The following is a 15,355-nucleotide window of genomic DNA, read 5'->3' on the forward strand; positions in this document are numbered from 1 at the left end:
GCAATGCACTTTGGGGAAAACAGCTTCGCTATTCATGGAGGCAACCGAGGTGCCAATCTGGTTTCACGGCAAATTGCGGGGCACCTGCCTGGAACATGCGCCTTGCCAAGTGCACCGCTTTTGATTGCTAGACGGCATCATTATGGCGGCCACTCCCGGCACCTGCGCATCTTGAATAGTTGGCACAAGGCGGCGCGCTGGATCTGAGGCCGGGACACAGTGTTCGGCTCGAAACTGTCCTGCTGATTGCTGCGGCCCAAGCAGTTTTGCGGATCTCAATCGCCCAAAAGTCCGACATAGATAAACCTCAGCGCGACGGCACTGACGAGAATGCGGAATACCCGTCTGAACAGCGTTTCTGATACGTGGTGTGTCACGCATTTGCCGGCCCAGGTGCCCGCGAACCCGGCAATCGTAGCCCCGATGATATGAGGCAGATAGTCGGCGTAGTTGAACCCGAAAGAGCTGTAGCCAATCGCCTTGAGCAAATCGAGCGAGAGCATAGCTGCGGCCAACGTTCCCGTGAGCTGCATCTTCAGAAGATCGGTCCTCAGGAGCAGCGGTTGCAGCACACCGCCGACGCCAAACAGAGATCCCAAATAGCTGTGAATGATGCCAACAAAGACAAAGGGATGTTTTACCGGCAGTGAAGGCAGTTGCGGTACCCAGATCAAAAGCAGCAGGACAAGGCCCAAAAGCAAAGCAATCGCCCGTTCGGGCAAGGCAGCGAAGGTCCAGGTCCCTATGCCCACGCCGAGCAGGCAGCCCAGAAAAAACAAGCGGACGATCCGCCAGTCGATGTGCTCCCAGAACAGTGCCACGCGGGCCAAGAGAGAGGCTGCCGCAAAAGCGGATTGCAACGGAACAGCAGCGCTGAGCGGGAGAACAGAAGAGGAGGTGAACAGAAGGATATAGACGCCGCCTGTTGCAAAGGCTGCATTGACAAAGCTGGCAACGAAACTGCCCGCTGTGACGATAAAGACGGCCCAGTCCACAGGGCCGCCTAAGCTTTACAAGCCAAAATCAACTGAACGACTTTTCGATCCGATCCAGTGTGCGCATCGCGGCCAGCGTGTCGTGCACCGATCCATTGGGCTCGCGGCCTTCCCGGATGGCGGCAATAAACTCCCGGTCGATCAGTTCGATCCCGTTATTGCTGACGGCCACATCGCTCAGATCAATCTGGTTTTCACGGCCGTCATAGAGATCGTCGTAGCGTGCCAGATAGGTGCCGTTGTCGCAAATGTAGCGAAAGAACGTGCCAAGCGGGCCATCGTTGTTGAACGACAGCGACAGCGTGCAAATCGCGCCGGATGGCGTTTTCATACCGATGGACATATCCATGGCGATGCCCAGTTCCGGGTGGTGCGGGCCTTCCAGGCCATAGACCTCGGACGGAACTTCGCCTGTTTGATACTGGAACAGGTCAACCGTATGGCAGGCGTGATGCCACAGAAGGTGGTCTGTCCAGCTGCGGGGTTCCCCCTTCGCATTGGTATTCGTGCGGCGGAAGAAATAGGTCTGCACATCCATTTGCTGCACGTTCAGTTCGCCCGCATCGATCTTGTTTTTGATCCACTGGTGCGAGGGATTGAAGCGGCGCACTTGCCCGGCCATTGCCAGGACACCTGTCTCTTTTTGAACGGCACAAATGCGCTCGCTATCCTCCAGCGAGTCTGCCATCGGAATTTCGATCAACACAGGCTTGCCCGCTTTCATGCAGGCCACAGCCTGATCGGCATGCATCTGGGTGGGTGTCGCCAGAATAACCGCATCCACATCGTCACGTGCGAGGCAGGCGTCCAGCGAAGTTGAGGCAAAGTCAATGCCGCGCTCTGCGGCAGCGGCGTTGATCTTGGCCTCGGTCGGTCCCATCACCGCGGTTACGGTAACGTCGTCAATCGCGTCCAAAGCTTCCAGATGTTTGGTTCCGAATGCGCCGTAGGCGCCTGCTACGCAAAGTCTCATTCTGCTGCAATCCTGTCTTTGTTGTTTTCAAGGATGATATGACCAACGGCTGTGTTCGAAGCTGGCACATGATAATGGCGATGCACTTCTGTCACGTCATCGTCGAGCGCGCCGCGCATGACATGCCACATCACCATTTCAACGCCTTCCGAACCGGCTTCGCGCAAGTATTCGACATGCGGAGTTTGGCTCAGAGCGACAGGATCCGACGTCAGACGATCAAGAAACTGGGTGTCCCATTCCTTGTTGATCAAGCCGGCCCGCTTGTATTGCAACTGGTGGCTCATGCCGCCGGTGCCAAAGATGACGACGTTAAGATCTTCATCAAAGCTCTCGACCGCGCGCCGGATCGCTTTGCCCAGATTGTAGCAGCGGTTGCCGGTCGGGGCAGGGTACTGCACCACATTCACGCACAGCGGAATGACAAGACAGGGCCATTCATCGTCTGGTCCTTTGTCCCCAAACATGACGGACATCGGTACGGTAAGGCCGTGATCGACCTCCATCTCGTTCATGATCGTGATGTCGAATTCATCTAGGATCAGAGACTGAGCGATGTGGCTGGCCATGACCTGATGGTTTTTGACCACGGGAACGGGGCGGGGGCCCCAGCCTTCGTCAGCTGGTGCGAATTCGGGCGCGCACCCAAGCGCAAAGGTCGGAATGCAGGATGCGTCAAAAACCGTGCAATGATCATTGTAGACGAGAAAAATCACGTCTGCGTTCTGCGCTTTCATCCATTCGCGCGACTTCTCGAAACCCTCAAAGACGGGCACCCAATAGGGCTGTTCCGTGATGCCCTGATCCATTGCCACACCGATGGCGGGCACGTGAGAACACCCGACGCCTGCTGTAATACGAGCCATTAGCTGTCTCCCTCTTTGTCATCCCATTCGGATTGGTAGCGATTGCCCTCGGGCGAACGCCCGCCCGCAACCATCATGGCGCGGTACGCCTCATTGCCCATGCCGGTCATCAGCCCGGCCAATTGCTGAAAGTTGATCCCATCATTGGCGGCCAGTTTGGAGGTGTAGTAAATGTTTCCCCCAAGCTCCAAGAGCCGGTTCCAGTCGCGATCGATCACGGCCTGGCGCTGGTCGGCAGTCATTGGATACTTGTCGAGATATGCGCCCTCATCGGCGTTGAACGCATCACGGTTCACCTGAAGCCTTAGTGAGATGCAGAACTGGTTGAGTTGATACCCCTCGCGTCCGCGGTCGGCGTCAAACACGAAAGTGCCGGGGATGTCCTCATAGTCTTTTTTTAGAGCCATTTCCTATTCCTTTGTGTCTTTCTGTGCGGCCATAGAAGCGAGGATTGTATCCGCCAGTGCTCCGAGGTTCTGGGCCTGTTCTTCGGTGACATGTAGCGCCAGCGCGCCCATTTCACGCTGACGCTGCACAGTGCGTTCAGTCATTCGCGGTGCCAAGCCCAGATCACGCAGGGTCTTGGCAACTTCTTCCATTTCGGCCGCCCTCCTGATGCCGTGGGTTGCCATCCGTTCCATCATATAGGGTGCACGTTCGCCCCATCCGAAGCCGGGAAAGCCTGCGTCAAGCGAGGCGACAATATCGTCTTCAATACCAGCCTTGCGAGCTGCCAAGAAACACTCAAGCGACAACGCCTCGAGCCCCTTGATCATAACCGAGCGGATCATCTTGCGGGTTGAAGCGTCGCCTACACAACTGCCCGCAATCTCGACATTCATGCCAAGTTGCGTTGCAATTTCCTGTGCTGCCTCGGCATGCGGCCCTGACAACAAGCATGGGGCTTTGTGCAGCTTTGGATGCACTGGCGTCATTACGGCGACATCGACATATCGCCCGCCAGCAGCCTCAACCAGTTGGGCCGACCGACGTTTGGTTTCCGGTGCGCAACTGTTGCAGTCGAAAAACAGGGCTTCGTTCAAAACGGACTGCGCTGCGGCTTGTGCGGCGACTTCTGATTGATCGGCCGTAACCAATGAAAAGATCAGCTCGGCATCTGAGCAGGCGGACAGAGCGCTTGCGGCGTCTGTTACGCCATGCTCTGCAAACTCGTTTTGTTTGACCTTTGCGTTCGGGCCATCCGTTTTGATGTCGTAGCCGCAAAGACGCATAGCAGCATCTTCGTTTCGAAGGCCCGTCGCAAAAGCTTGGGCGGCTTCCCCAAATCCAAGAAATGCAATTTTTGGTCTCGACAAAGTCACAGCAGCCCCTGAGTGGTCTTGGTCGTTCTATCTAACAAGTCCGAGGTGCTTTGCGCCAATTCAATTGACAGGGTTGGCATTGAAAAAAGCTATATTGCTGCTTGGAAGGCTTTCAATCCTCGGTCGCAATTTTGCTGAATTTCCGCAAAAAGCCAATGAATGTTTCTTGCGCGGCCGTTGGCTTCCATGCCGTGCGGTAGGTCAGGCCGATGTCGCGCAAATGCCCTGACAGTGGGATGTCCAGAGGGGTTATCGTGCCTTGGCTCTGGTCTACTTTTATCTGGTGGCCAGACACGACCGAGACGTACGGTCCCTCTGCCAAAACACCGCGCAAGATTGCCAAAGAGGACGCGACGATACGCACGGGCGTTTGCTCACGATCGCCGATGCGCAAGGTTTCAAAAAGGTACTGCCCCGCCGGCGTTTCAATTGGTGGCGCGATCCATGGGAAGTCCAAAGTGTCTTCCAGTCGCAGATTGCGCTTTGATGCCAAAGGGTGTTTTGGGTGTGTCACAATGGTCAGCGCATCACGAAAGAGCAGCTCTTGGGTGACGTTCTCTGCTGGCTCCGGGTACCTGAGGGCGCCAATCAAACAGTCTATATCGCCCTCACGCAAAGAACGCAGTAGTTCGCCATAGCGTCCCTCAACCACCCGAATTTGGAAGCCATCAACTCCAGTGACCATTGAATGAACGGCTTTGGGCACAATTGTGGTTCGAGCAAGAGGTAGACTGCCAAGCACGAATGTTCCTTGCTCATGCCCCAATGCGTTGCTGATCTCTTCATACCCTTGCTTCAGTTCAGCCTGAGCAAGTTTGGCGCCAATGACAAAACGTTCAGCGGCCGGTGTAAGACGGACGCCAGAAGGAAGTGCGACAAAGAACGGCGTGCCGACAACGGCTTCCAGGCTGCGGGCAGCGCGGTGCACGGTTGGCTGCGACAGGCCAAGCACTTGAGCGGCCATTGTAAAACTTCCTGTGTTCACAATAGCGATGAGATTGCGGAGCTGTGATGCTGTGACCGAGAATTCAAATGTTGTACCGCGACGGCTTTTGATGCCGGCTTCACCCAGGGCCGCTTGCAGCCCGTTCTTGAGGTGGTCCAGCGCCTTTTGCGCCCGCATTGCAAACAGTGCGCCAACGTCAGTCAATGCAGCGCGCTGGCGGCGGCGAACCAGCAGGGGTACACCGATGTCCGCTTCCAACCGGCTGATCGCCTGGGTGGCCGCAGGCTGGGACAGGTGACAGCGCTTCGCGGCTTCTGACACCGATCCGGAGCGAGCGGTTTCAAGAAAAATTCGCATGTGCCGGATATTGGGGAAGCCGCCGCGCATATCACCTCTATAGCTTTTTCCAATCTTATGCGCTCAATTCGAAATAGGCAATTTGATGTAGCCTGCCTAAAGTCGTTACACCGGCCCGAGGGCCCAATCATGGTATGAGAAGAGGGGCCACTGCATATGTCCGACACCAAGACTGCGCTGGTGATCAGCGCCCATTCGGCTGATTTTGTCTGGCGCGCGGGGGGTGCCATCGCGCTGCATCAGGAAAAGGGCTTTGAGGTTACCGTGGTTTGCCTGTCCTATGGCGAACGCGGCGAAAGCGCCAAGCTTTGGAAGCAGGAGGGGATGACGCTCGAAAAGGTCAAAACCGAACGCCGCAAAGAGGCCGAGAATGCCGCTTCGGCGCTGGGCGTAAATGATATTCGGTTCTTTGACGTTGGTGACTATCCACTGGATCTGGGCCGCGAAACCCAAGAACGCATGGTCGACGTGATCCGCGAAGTGCAGCCCAATTTCATGATGTCGCATTCGAAGTGGGATCCCTACAACACGGACCACATGAACACGACGCAGTTCGCGCTTGAATGCCGCATGATTGCGCAGGCCTGGGGTCACAATCCGGGTCAGAAAGTGCTGGGCGCGCCGCAGCTATACCTGTTTGAACCGCATCAGACCGAGCAAATGGAGTGGAAGCCCACAACGTTCCTCGACATCACCGATGTATGGGACAAAAAATGGGCCGCAATCCAGTGTATGCAGGGTCAGGAACACCTCTGGAATTTCTATAGGAACGTGGCCGAGAACCGCGCCAATCACTTTCGGCGGAACTCTGGCGGGCAGGCCGGCGGACGGGCAGCGAAATACGCCGAAGGGTTCGAGACAATCTTTCCCCGCACCGTGGATGTGCTGGAATGAGTTATCAGGCCGGAACCACGGGCGTTGTCGTCCAGAACATTAAGCGCGCCGATCAGTCCATTATAGACGGATTGGCCGCTTGCGGCGTTGCAACTGTGCATGAAGCGCAAGGGCGCAAGGGTCTGCTGGCCGACTATATGCGCCCGATCTATCCCGGAGCACGCATTGCCGGCTCTGCCGTGACGATCCTCGCACCGCCATGTGACAACTGGATGATCCACGTGGCAATCGAACAGCTCAGGCCAGGCGATGTTATGCTGCTGGGCACAATCACACCGTCCAATGCCGGGTATTTTGGCGATCTTTTGGCCACCTCTGCCATGGCGCGGGGATGCCGAGGGCTGATTATTGATGCTGGTGTTCGCGATATCCGCGATCTGCAAGACATGGGTTTTCCTGTCTGGTCCAAGGCCGTGCATGCGCAAGGCACGATCAAGGAAACGCTGGGTTCGGTCAATGTGCCCGTTGTATGTGCGGATATGCTTGTGAACCCCGGCGATATCGTTGTCGCGGATGATGATGGTGTTTGTGTCGTGCGCCGTGACGAGGCGGCTGAGGTGCTCGAAAAGGCGCAGGCGCGCGAAGCGAACGAAAGCGCAAAACGCGCGCGGTTCGAAGCCGGAGAGCTGGGCCTTGATATCTACGATATGCGCGGGCGGCTCGCGGAAAAAGGCCTGAAGTATGTCTGACGGTGTGCGGTGCATGTGGATGCGCGGCGGCACCTCTAAGGGCGGTTATTTCCTTGCCAGCGACCTGCCAAACGATCCAGCCGCGCGCGATGATTTCTTGTTGCGCGTCATGGGTTCACCGGATGTGCGGCAGATTGATGGGATGGGCGGGGCAGACCCGCTGACCTCAAAAGTTGCCGTGGTTCAAAAATCAGCACGTCCGGGTGTTGATGTGGACTATCTGTTTCTGCAGGTTTTCGTAGATCAGGCTGTCGTCACAGATGCGCAAAACTGCGGAAATATTCTGGCTGGTGTTGGTGCCTTTGCGATTGAGCGCGGTTTGATCGACGCGCAATCAGAAGAAACCCCGGTTTCAATCTATATGGAAAACACCGGGCAAATTGCCGTGGCGCGGGTGTTCACGCCGGATGGCAAGGTCAACTATCGGGGCGACGCGTCAATCGACGGGGTGCCGCGCAGTGCGGCGGCCGTCCCTTTGACATTCAAGGATACCGCGGGTTCGTCTTGCGGCGCGCTTCTACCAACGGGAAATGCCGTTGATCTGATCGAAGGTGTCGAGGTCACGATGATCGACAATGGCATGCCTTGTGTTGTGATGCGCGCATCAGATCTGGGGATCTCGGGGGATGAGACGCCAGAGGCGCTTGAAGCAGACCAAATGCTTCGAAGCAGGCTCGAAGCGATCCGCCTTGCCTGTGGTCCATTGATGAACCTGGGTGATGTGACTGAAAAGTCAGTTCCAAAAATGACCATGGTCAGTGCGCCCTGTGCTGGCGGTGCCATAAGCACCCGCACCTTCATTCCGCATCGCTGCCATAAGACAATCGGCGTTTTGGGTGCCGTCAGCGTTGCAACGGCTTGCCTTTTGCCCGGATCGCCGGCGCATTCCCTTGCCGATCAGGGGCGGGGAACACAGCGCAGTCTTTCGATTGAACATCCCACGGGTGAAATGACGGTCATCGCCACGTTGGATGCCGTGGGGGCGGTGCAAGAGGCAGCAATTTTGCGGACAGCCCGCAAACTAATGGATGGAGAGATTTTCGCATGAGCGAACAGAAAATGGACGAGGATTGGCTGGTCTTTCATCCAAGCCCCAAAAAACCCGATTTCAAACTGCCGGACGGCGCAGTTGATGCGCATTGCCATGTGTTTGGTCCATCCCCTGCGTTTCCCTATGCGCCCGAGCGGAAATACACTCCGTGCAACGCCGGAAAGGATCAACTGTTTGCCTTGCGCGACCACTTGGGCTTTTCGCGTAATGTGATCGTGCAGGCGACCTGCCATGGCAAGGACAACAGCGCGATGGTCGATGCCTGCCGCAGCGCAGGTGAGCTTGCACGGGGTGTCGCCAGCGTCGGTGCAGATATCTCTGCCGCGGAATTGGAAGACATGCATGCGGCGGGTGTGCGCGGCGTCAGGTTCAATTTTGTCAAACGACTGGTTGATGCCACCCCGAAAGTGGTATTTCTGAACATCGCTGACAAGATCCAGCAATTTGGCTGGTCAATCGTGGTCTATTTCGAAGCGGCTGACCTGGAAGAATTGGAACCCTTCCTAAAGCAACTGCCGGGGATAATCGTGGTTGATCACATGGGTCGCCCGGACGTCACCAAGGCGGTGACTCATCCAGATTTTCAGCGCTTCATCCGGTTGATGGAAGAAAACGAAAACATCTGGACCAAAGTCACATGCCCGGAACGCCTGACCGTTGCGGGACCACCTTATGACGACGTCGTGCCGTTCTACCAAACCATCGTTGACCAGTTCGAAGATCGTGTGCTTTGGGGGACGGACTGGCCCCATCCGAATATGAAGTCACATATGCCGGATGATGGAGCTTTGGTGGACTACATCCCTAGTATTGCACGGACAGAGGCGCAACAGCAGAAGTTGCTCGTGACAAACCCACTGCGGCTATACTGGGGATCATAAAAAGGACCGCAAGACATCGGATCCTAACGGCACGGCATGCAGTGCAGACGGCCTGAGCACATGTTCAGCCCTCTGCGCGCTTCATCTTTTGATGCTCGTCCTCGACCAGCCCAATTTTCCAGTAGCCCGAGATGTAGGTGTCGCTGCGTGGCAGGCCCATATCCTGATGGAGAAACGCGCGCAGGGTGCGGATCAAGCCGGATTCGCCTGCAATGCAAGTCTGAACCCGGCCGCTTGGCCAATCGAGAGATCGGATAAGATCACTTTGCTGGACTGAGGGCATCTCGGGTTTCGGATGAACCAGCCAATGCATCTGAATGCCCTCTGGCGCATCAATGTCCTGCCGATCCTCGGCTGCCGTCACCTCAAATACAGCGACGCCTTTCGCATCGCGCGGCATCGCTTCTAGCGTCGCAGCTGCTACCGGAATCGCCGAAGGGTCGGCGGCGACAAGATACCAATCCGCGTCGAACGACGTGACCTTGGGGCTGCTTGGACCCATGAAACCAAGGAAATCGCCTGCTTCTGCGTGGCTTGCCCAGCGAGAGGCTGGGCCATTGTCACCATGAGCAACGAAATCGATGTCCAACTCCTGCATGTCGCGGCGGAAGTTGCGCACTGTGTACGTGCGGCGAACCGGCATCGGGCCGTTCACAATACGATCGGCAAAGGCATCTCGGCCTTCCGCAGGCTCGGGCAGCATCAGTTTGCAGTTTCCCCCTTCGCAGCCTTCGGGAAACCCTGCCAACTCCGGCCCTGCAAAGGTCACCCGGATCATGTTGGGTGTCAGACGCCACGCGCTCTTTACGGTCAAAAGCCGGGGGCCGGGGCGACCCGTGGCTTTGCGGATTGTATTTTTTGCCTTGGAAAGGATGCTCATTTCATACTGCCTTTATCCTACTGTTATTGTCGGATATAGGGCTTGGCCCTCGATCCACAACGTTGCAAATTCAGAAGACACTGTTCGGCGCCACCGAATGGTCTGTCGGGCAAGGGGTGTTTTGCTCCATTTGGCCAACCGGTGTTGGGTTGGTTCATCGCGCATTGACGCTTCTTGCTAGGCGGCGCGTAGACTTGGAGTGACGAGACTAAAGGCAAGAGGTTGAGCAAAGTTCGGCAAAAGTCGACCGACAGCATTGCTGAAGGGCAGGGCCGCTATGGAAAACCAATCAGGCTTCGCCGCTTAGCAAAGATCCTGCTCAGCAAGATACCTGACAAAGAGAAGCGTAAGACTCTCGCGCCGGGATTTGTCGGGCCATACGGCATAGATTCCAAGTGGCCGAAGCGACCAGTCCGGCAAAAGTCGCACCAGTTTCCCTTCTGCTTCGCCGCGTTCGGCAAGAAAGGACGGCAGAATTGTTGCGCCGGCATCCTGAATGGCCAGGTGATACAGCGCATCTATGCTGTCGACCTCGATCTGTGAATGGCCTGTCACGCTCTCTTCGTTACCATTGCGATCCGTGAAGCTGGTCACATCTGAGCGGTTCCGATACCGGATCCAGTTCCAGTCTTCCAAGTCACTCGGTCGCTTTGGAACGGGGCGGTTGGCAGCGTAACCACATCCGGCAACCATCACGCGCTGCCCGTCGGCAAGTTTGCGCGCCATCATGGAGCTGTCATCAAGCCAACCCACACGGATGTTCATATCAAAACCGTCTTCCACAAGGCCAAGCCGATTGTCGGAATAGACGACCGAAAATGCGACGTTGGGATGCAGTTTGGTGAACGATGCGACCGCAGTGGTAAATGGCCCGCCAGACAGGAAAGCAGGCAGCGATATCCTCAGAGCGCCAACCGGGTCGAGGGAAAGCGCGTTTAACTCGTTCAGGCCAGTCTCGGCGCTGCGCAACATTTCGACAACACGTCCGTAGAACATCCGGCCTTCGTTGGTCAGCGCGATCTTGCGCGTGGTGCGGTGCAGCAGCGTGACCCCAAGGTATTCCTCAAGATCCGAGACCGTCTCGCTGATCCGTGACGGCGAAAGCCCGATCTCTTTTGCGGCGGCGCGAAACGAACCTTCATCAATGACGCGTGCAAAGATGGCCATTTGTTTGAGGTGGTCGATCATTGTTCTGCCTCACCGATGAGTAACTTCTGAAATCTGCAAATAGTCGAATTATTGCCTGCTGCCTAGAGTGCATGCGTAGATGTGATCAATTGGAGGAACCCGGAAATGAAACACCTGAGAAGCACGGCCATCGCGGCCTTGATTGCGGCGTTGCCAATCGGAATGGCCCCCGTCGCCCACGCAGCCAGCGCAGACCTGAAGTTTGCCGGCGCGCTTGAGTTCGCGGATGATGGCACATTGTTTGTTGGCGACAACTACAGCGGTGCGATTTTTGCGTTCGAGATGCCTTCTGCGGCAGCGCCTGATCAGGTTACGCCGGTCAATATCGGCGACATTGACGTTAAGATTGCCGATGTTCTCGGCATGCCTTCGAGTGCGCTCGCCATCAATGATATGGCGGTCCACCCAGTCAGCGCTGAGATCTATATTTCTGTCTCGCGCATCGGGAACTTCGAGTCCGCACCGGCGCTCATTCAGGTGTCGCAGGCCGGGGAGATCAGCGTTGTCGACCTTTCATCCCTGAATTTTCAAAAGCAGATGCTGGATCACTATCCCGATCAGGAAACCACGTTCCGCCCTCGGGGCCTTGGGCAGATGCCGCCACTCGTGCGTGACCAAGCCAAGGGCGAAATCAAGCTAAGCTCGCTCGCGATCATGGATATGGAGTTCCATGAGGGCGAACTCTTTGTCTCTGGTGTCGCGTTTGACAATTTCCTGTCCACACTGCGCCGCATGCCGTACCCATTCACCGACACACAGTCGGCGGCGAATGTGGAGATGTACCACATCAGCCATGACCAATTCGAAACCCGTGCGCCGATCCGTGCGATGTCCATTCACGAGATCGATGGCGAACCCACGCTCGTTGCGGCTTACACTTGTAGCCCGATTGTTCTGATTGGCCTTGATGAAATCGTGGATGGTGCCAAAATTTCGGCGCGCACCATCATGGATTATGGCAACGGCCAACCGCTTGACATGCTCAGCTACAAGCTGAACGGAGAGGAGTCCCTGTTCCTGACAAGCAATAGCCGCTCGCCGCATATCATTCCGGTGTCCAGCCTGAACGATGCGCAAAGCTATACCAAGGGCGATTTGCCTGAGGGCGGCAAGTCGGACACCATGCCAATCATGCCGGTTGGCGATACCGGGAAAGCGATCATGTTTGATGGTATGTCGCTCCAAATGGCGAATCTGGGAGAGAACTTCTTCGTATCGCTGACACGCGACATGTACACGGGCAGCCTGAACATGGACTCGAACTTCAACGGGTTCCCGAACCGCCTGCACAATCTCGTCGCGGAGTTCGATTTTCCGCAGTACTGGGAGGATAAGTAACCCATGCGCCCGGGCTGCCTGAATCGTTGGAGAGGTCTCTCTCTGGCAGGTCTTCTGGCGCTGGCGCCGGCAGCCGCCCTCACACAAGAGGGCGGCTTTACCGCGCCGGACCAGACCGATGGGCCGGTTTCGATTTCCATGAACGCAATGGGAAGTCTCACGCCGCAAGCAGGGCTCAGGGTTTTTGTCGGGCCTGCGTCCGAATGTTGCGAGGGGCGATCCCCGGTGTCCGGCCGTTACTTGGTCGTTGAGGATACGGTATCTTTTGTACCGGCCTTTCCCTTCGTTCAGGGGCAAGTCTACTCAGCATTGATCCGGGGCGAGAGCATCAGGGAATTTGTTGTTGGTGGGGAAAGCGTTTCGGCAGCGCCCGAGGTCGTTGCCGTCTATCCAAGCGGCACTACTATTCCCGAGAATACGCTGCGGTTCTATGTCGATTTTGCCCACCCGATGCAGCCACACCGGGCCGAAGAATTCATTTCGTTGGAACGGGGCGATGGACGTCCGGATCGCGCAGCCTTTATGTCGTTCAAGCAAGAGCTTTGGAACCATGATCGCACCCGACTGACGCTTTTGATGGATCCGGGCCGGATCAAGCGTGGCGTAGCCACAAATCTGGAACTTGGGCCGGCCTTGGAAAGCGGCCAGAGTTACACGCTTGTGGTCGGCGCGGGATGGCCGAGCGCAAACGGTCAGGGCGTCACGTCGGAATATCGCGCCCCGTTTGACGTGGGCGAGCCGATCCGAAGTCTTCCCGACACCAAGAAATGGACTGTCTCAGCGCCCCGAATGGCGACGCGCCAGCCGCTTGAGTTGCGCTTTGATCGCCCTTTCGATCAGGTGCAGTTGGGCCACACGATTATAGTCCATGATGCAGCTGGTCGGCGTATCCAAGGGACGATTAACACTTTGGAAAGCGAAACGGTCTGGCGCTTTGTTCCTCAGGCCGCCTGGAGTGATCCGGAGATTCAAGTCGTTGTCGATGCGTCGCTTGAGGATGTGGCAGGCAACAACTTTCGCGAGGTCCTCGATCATGCAGTGGGAACGCCCGCGCGTGAGGTTGTCAGCACAACCCTCAAGGTTACCTTGAAAGCGCCGTAGGCGAGAATCACGCTGAATTTCAGCTATTTACGTTCGGAATATACCTGTCCTACCCCCATTTTTATTGTTCGGTATGGCCGAACTTTATCTTCAGAAATGGACGAATATTCAAAATAATACCCTGCGCCTAATGTCCGTTCACGATTGAAAGGACCTGGCTGATGAACGCCACAGCAAACTTTGAAACCGAGTATGCGGCGCGGTATCTGGCGAACTTGTGCAAGCACTTTGCCCGACGCATTCCCACAACACACCAAGACACCTTCGGAACCGTCGAGTTTCCGTTTGGCCGTTGTCAAATGTCGGCTCACCAAAACCGCCTGACCCTTGAAGCGTTTGCCGATGACGCGACTGGGCTTGGCCAGGTCACGGAACTGGTGACGCGGCATCTCGAACGTTTCGCATTTCGTGAAAACCCGCTGCTGGACTGGCAGCTGAACACCGGCTCATCCCCGGAAATCCATTCCCCGAGAAAGGACACCCTATGATTACCCGTACGATGTTATCCGCGGCTTCCCTGAGCTTTGCGGCCACCTGCGCCGTTATGGCTGATAGCGCGACCAACAAGGCGTTCGTTCTGGATGCTTTGGAGGCAACTGTTCTCTCTGGCGATGTAGAGGCGGTCGAACAGTTCTTCGCGCCTGACTACATTCAGCACAATCCGATGTTCCCGAACGGGGTCGACGGACAAAAAGGTGTGGTTGCATTTCTATCCGGAACCGAGGGTTTCAAAGCTGACTACGTTCGTGTCATCGCTGATGGTGACATGGTTGCGGTGCACGCCCGCTACGAAGGCTTTGGTCCGGTTGCAACCATCGGCTTTGACGTTTTTCGCGTCCAAGACGGTTTGATCGTCGAGCACTGGGACAACCTCATTCCAGAAGAAGCCCCAAACCCGTCCGGACATACACAGATCGATGGCGCGACTGAAATCACAGACCTCGAAAAGACCGAAGAGAACAAAGCCAAGGTTCTGGAGTTTATCACCAAATCGCTGATCGAGCACCAAGAGGTCGACATCACGGACTACATCAGCCCGGTCACATACATTCAGCACAACCCTCAGGTTGGTGATGGGCTCGAAGGGTTTGGTGCCTTCATGGCGCAGATCGCCGAACAGGGAATTTCGATGGAATACACGAAGGTCCATCACGTGATCGCAGAAGGCAATTTCGTTCTGACAATGTCTGAAGGCTCATTCGGCAAAGACGCGATGGCCTTCTACGACCTGTTCCGGCTCGAAGAGGGCCTGATCGTTGAACATTGGGACGTGATTGCGCCGATGCCGGGGCCTGATGCGCCAGCGAACGAAGCCGGCAAGTTCTGACCGGATAATCCAACCAAGGCAGATGAACAAATGAACCGCAGAACTCTTATGAAAACCACCCTTGCGAGCGCGCTCGCAACAATTCTCGCACAACACGCAGGAGCACAGACAATGGACGAAACCAGCCAGAAATCCTTTGACACCGTCATGGCCTTTATGGGCGCAATGGGGCAGGGCCCCGACGCGATGTCACCGCTCATGGCCGACGACATGGTTTGGCGCAACGAAGGCGATAAGAGCATCCCGTGGGTCCACGGCGGGATCGAAGGCAAAGAGGCAATCTTTGAATTCCTGGGCGTATTCGGCGCCGGTTTGCAGACCACCAAATGGGAAAACACAGATGCATTTGCATCGGGCGATACCGTCGCCGTCTTCGGTGTCATGAACGGCATCACCACAGCCAGTGGTCAGGAAATTGGCGAGTTCAGCTTCGCTTTGCGCGCCAAGGTCCGCGACGGCCAGGTCGTGCTTTGGCACTGGTTCGAAGACAGCTTTGCACTGAGCCAAGCTTACCACAAGCGCGGCTAGTCGATCCCCCATTTCAACC

At 56.4% G+C, this 15,355-nt stretch carries 17 protein-coding genes; 9 read left to right on the plus strand and 8 right to left on the minus strand.

Annotated elements, in window-relative coordinates; translation table 11 throughout:
* Positions 1 to 275 precede the first annotated feature (275 nt).
* The 6 genes from PFY00_RS13155 to PFY00_RS13180 form a co-directional block, all read right to left on the minus strand.
* Complete coding sequence (locus PFY00_RS13155) at positions 276 to 995, minus strand: sulfite exporter TauE/SafE family protein (RefSeq protein ID WP_271433033.1); 720 nt, start codon at positions 993 to 995, stop codon at positions 276 to 278.
* Between the two features lie 28 nt (positions 996 to 1,023).
* Positions 1,024 to 1,968, minus strand: coding sequence for a Gfo/Idh/MocA family oxidoreductase (locus PFY00_RS13160; RefSeq protein WP_271433034.1), 945 nt, complete (start codon positions 1,966 to 1,968; stop codon positions 1,024 to 1,026).
* Complete coding sequence (locus tag PFY00_RS13165; RefSeq protein ID WP_271433035.1) at positions 1,965 to 2,834, minus strand: class III extradiol dioxygenase subunit beta; 870 nt, start codon at positions 2,832 to 2,834, stop codon at positions 1,965 to 1,967. Before PFY00_RS13165 ends, PFY00_RS13160 begins: the two co-directional genes overlap by 4 nt.
* Complete coding sequence (gene ligA / locus PFY00_RS13170; protein WP_271433036.1) at positions 2,834 to 3,241, minus strand: protocatechuate 4,5-dioxygenase subunit alpha; 408 nt, start codon at positions 3,239 to 3,241, stop codon at positions 2,834 to 2,836. Before ligA ends, PFY00_RS13165 begins: the two co-directional genes overlap by 1 nt.
* A gap of 3 nt (positions 3,242 to 3,244) precedes the next feature.
* On the minus strand, positions 3,245 to 4,156 hold the full coding sequence (locus tag PFY00_RS13175) for a DUF1932 domain-containing protein (protein WP_271433037.1): 912 nt from the start codon (positions 4,154 to 4,156) through the stop codon (positions 3,245 to 3,247).
* A 112-nt stretch (positions 4,157 to 4,268) separates the two neighbouring features.
* Positions 4,269 to 5,459, minus strand: a complete 1,191-nt coding sequence (locus tag PFY00_RS13180) for a LysR family transcriptional regulator (protein ID WP_271433038.1) — start codon at positions 5,457 to 5,459, stop codon at positions 4,269 to 4,271.
* A gap of 156 nt (positions 5,460 to 5,615) precedes the next feature.
* On the opposite strand from PFY00_RS13180, the gene PFY00_RS13185 reads away from it, so the two are divergent.
* From PFY00_RS13185 to PFY00_RS13200, 4 genes are read left to right on the plus strand one after another with little or no spacing between them, the layout of a single operon-like run.
* Positions 5,616 to 6,353, plus strand: coding sequence for a PIG-L deacetylase family protein (locus PFY00_RS13185; RefSeq protein WP_271433039.1), 738 nt, complete (start codon positions 5,616 to 5,618; stop codon positions 6,351 to 6,353).
* Positions 6,350 to 7,042, plus strand: a complete 693-nt coding sequence (gene ligK / locus PFY00_RS13190; RefSeq protein WP_271433040.1) for a 4-carboxy-4-hydroxy-2-oxoadipate aldolase/oxaloacetate decarboxylase — start codon at positions 6,350 to 6,352, stop codon at positions 7,040 to 7,042. The genes PFY00_RS13185 and ligK overlap by 4 nt, the downstream gene beginning before the upstream one ends.
* Positions 7,035 to 8,090 (plus strand): 4-oxalomesaconate tautomerase, encoded by a 1,056-nt coding sequence (locus PFY00_RS13195; RefSeq protein WP_271433041.1) that lies wholly within the window; start codon positions 7,035 to 7,037, stop codon positions 8,088 to 8,090. The genes ligK and PFY00_RS13195 overlap by 8 nt, the downstream gene beginning before the upstream one ends.
* Positions 8,087 to 8,974 (plus strand): amidohydrolase family protein, encoded by an 888-nt coding sequence (locus tag PFY00_RS13200; RefSeq protein ID WP_271433042.1) that lies wholly within the window; start codon positions 8,087 to 8,089, stop codon positions 8,972 to 8,974. Before PFY00_RS13195 ends, PFY00_RS13200 begins: the two co-directional genes overlap by 4 nt.
* A gap of 64 nt (positions 8,975 to 9,038) precedes the next feature.
* On the opposite strand, the gene PFY00_RS13205 is transcribed toward PFY00_RS13200, so the two are convergent.
* Positions 9,039 to 9,854, minus strand: a complete 816-nt coding sequence (locus tag PFY00_RS13205; protein ID WP_271433043.1) for a siderophore-interacting protein — start codon at positions 9,852 to 9,854, stop codon at positions 9,039 to 9,041.
* A 303-nt stretch (positions 9,855 to 10,157) separates the two neighbouring features.
* Positions 10,158 to 11,042 carry a LysR family transcriptional regulator gene (locus PFY00_RS13210; RefSeq protein ID WP_271433044.1) on the minus strand — a complete coding sequence of 295 codons (885 nt, stop codon included), beginning with the start codon at positions 11,040 to 11,042 and terminating at the stop codon, positions 10,158 to 10,160.
* A gap of 105 nt (positions 11,043 to 11,147) precedes the next feature.
* Between PFY00_RS13210 and PFY00_RS13215 the strand changes: the two genes are divergently transcribed.
* The 5 genes from PFY00_RS13215 to PFY00_RS13235 all read left to right on the plus strand — a co-directional run bounded on the left by PFY00_RS13215 (position 11,148) and on the right by PFY00_RS13235 (position 15,336).
* A complete protein-coding gene (locus PFY00_RS13215; RefSeq protein ID WP_271433045.1) occupies positions 11,148 to 12,380 on the plus strand; it encodes a hypothetical protein in 1,233 nt (410 codons plus the stop codon).
* Positions 12,381 to 12,383: 3 nt separating this feature from the next.
* Positions 12,384 to 13,481 carry a hypothetical protein gene (locus PFY00_RS13220; RefSeq protein ID WP_271433046.1) on the plus strand — a complete coding sequence of 366 codons (1,098 nt, stop codon included), beginning with the start codon at positions 12,384 to 12,386 and terminating at the stop codon, positions 13,479 to 13,481.
* Between the two features lie 161 nt (positions 13,482 to 13,642).
* Positions 13,643 to 13,969, plus strand: coding sequence for a DUF2218 domain-containing protein (locus PFY00_RS13225; RefSeq protein WP_271433047.1), 327 nt, complete (start codon positions 13,643 to 13,645; stop codon positions 13,967 to 13,969).
* Positions 13,970 to 13,980: 11 nt separating this feature from the next.
* Complete coding sequence (locus PFY00_RS13230; protein WP_271433048.1) at positions 13,981 to 14,808, plus strand: nuclear transport factor 2 family protein; 828 nt, start codon at positions 13,981 to 13,983, stop codon at positions 14,806 to 14,808.
* 111 nt (positions 14,809 to 14,919) lie between these two features.
* Positions 14,920 to 15,336: a nuclear transport factor 2 family protein gene (locus PFY00_RS13235; protein ID WP_271433049.1), complete on the plus strand. Its 417-nt coding sequence runs from the start codon at positions 14,920 to 14,922 to the stop codon at positions 15,334 to 15,336.
* Positions 15,337 to 15,355 lie beyond the last annotated feature (19 nt).

The sequence above is a fragment of the Thalassococcus lentus genome (assembly GCF_028023555.1).
Classification (GTDB): Bacteria; Pseudomonadota; Alphaproteobacteria; order Rhodobacterales; family Rhodobacteraceae; genus Thalassococcus_A; species Thalassococcus_A lentus.

Bases quoted from the DNA above. Each gene is read 5' to 3' on its own strand.
- PFY00_RS13180 (WP_271433038.1), bottom strand. From the start codon at position 5,459: ATGCGAATTTTTCTTGAAACCGCTCGCTCCGGATCGGTGTCAGAAGCC.
- PFY00_RS13235 (WP_271433049.1), top strand. From the start codon at position 14,920: ATGGACGAAACCAGCCAGAAATCCTTTGACACCGTCATGGCCTTTATG.
- PFY00_RS13160 (WP_271433034.1), bottom strand. From the start codon at position 1,968: ATGAGACTTTGCGTAGCAGGCGCCTACGGCGCATTCGGAACCAAACAT.
- ligA (WP_271433036.1), bottom strand. From the start codon at position 3,241: ATGGCTCTAAAAAAAGACTATGAGGACATCCCCGGCACTTTCGTGTTT.
- PFY00_RS13205 (WP_271433043.1), bottom strand. From the start codon at position 9,854: ATGAGCATCCTTTCCAAGGCAAAAAATACAATCCGCAAAGCCACGGGT.
- PFY00_RS13230 (WP_271433048.1), top strand. From the start codon at position 13,981: ATGTTATCCGCGGCTTCCCTGAGCTTTGCGGCCACCTGCGCCGTTATG.
- PFY00_RS13165 (WP_271433035.1), bottom strand. From the start codon at position 2,834: ATGGCTCGTATTACAGCAGGCGTCGGGTGTTCTCACGTGCCCGCCATC.
- PFY00_RS13220 (WP_271433046.1), top strand. From the start codon at position 12,384: ATGCGCCCGGGCTGCCTGAATCGTTGGAGAGGTCTCTCTCTGGCAGGT.
- PFY00_RS13195 (WP_271433041.1), top strand. From the start codon at position 7,035: ATGTCTGACGGTGTGCGGTGCATGTGGATGCGCGGCGGCACCTCTAAG.
- PFY00_RS13185 (WP_271433039.1), top strand. From the start codon at position 5,616: ATGTCCGACACCAAGACTGCGCTGGTGATCAGCGCCCATTCGGCTGAT.
- PFY00_RS13200 (WP_271433042.1), top strand. From the start codon at position 8,087: ATGAGCGAACAGAAAATGGACGAGGATTGGCTGGTCTTTCATCCAAGC.
- PFY00_RS13215 (WP_271433045.1), top strand. From the start codon at position 11,148: ATGAAACACCTGAGAAGCACGGCCATCGCGGCCTTGATTGCGGCGTTG.
- PFY00_RS13225 (WP_271433047.1), top strand. From the start codon at position 13,643: ATGAACGCCACAGCAAACTTTGAAACCGAGTATGCGGCGCGGTATCTG.
- ligK (WP_271433040.1), top strand. From the start codon at position 6,350: ATGAGTTATCAGGCCGGAACCACGGGCGTTGTCGTCCAGAACATTAAG.
- PFY00_RS13210 (WP_271433044.1), bottom strand. From the start codon at position 11,042: ATGATCGACCACCTCAAACAAATGGCCATCTTTGCACGCGTCATTGAT.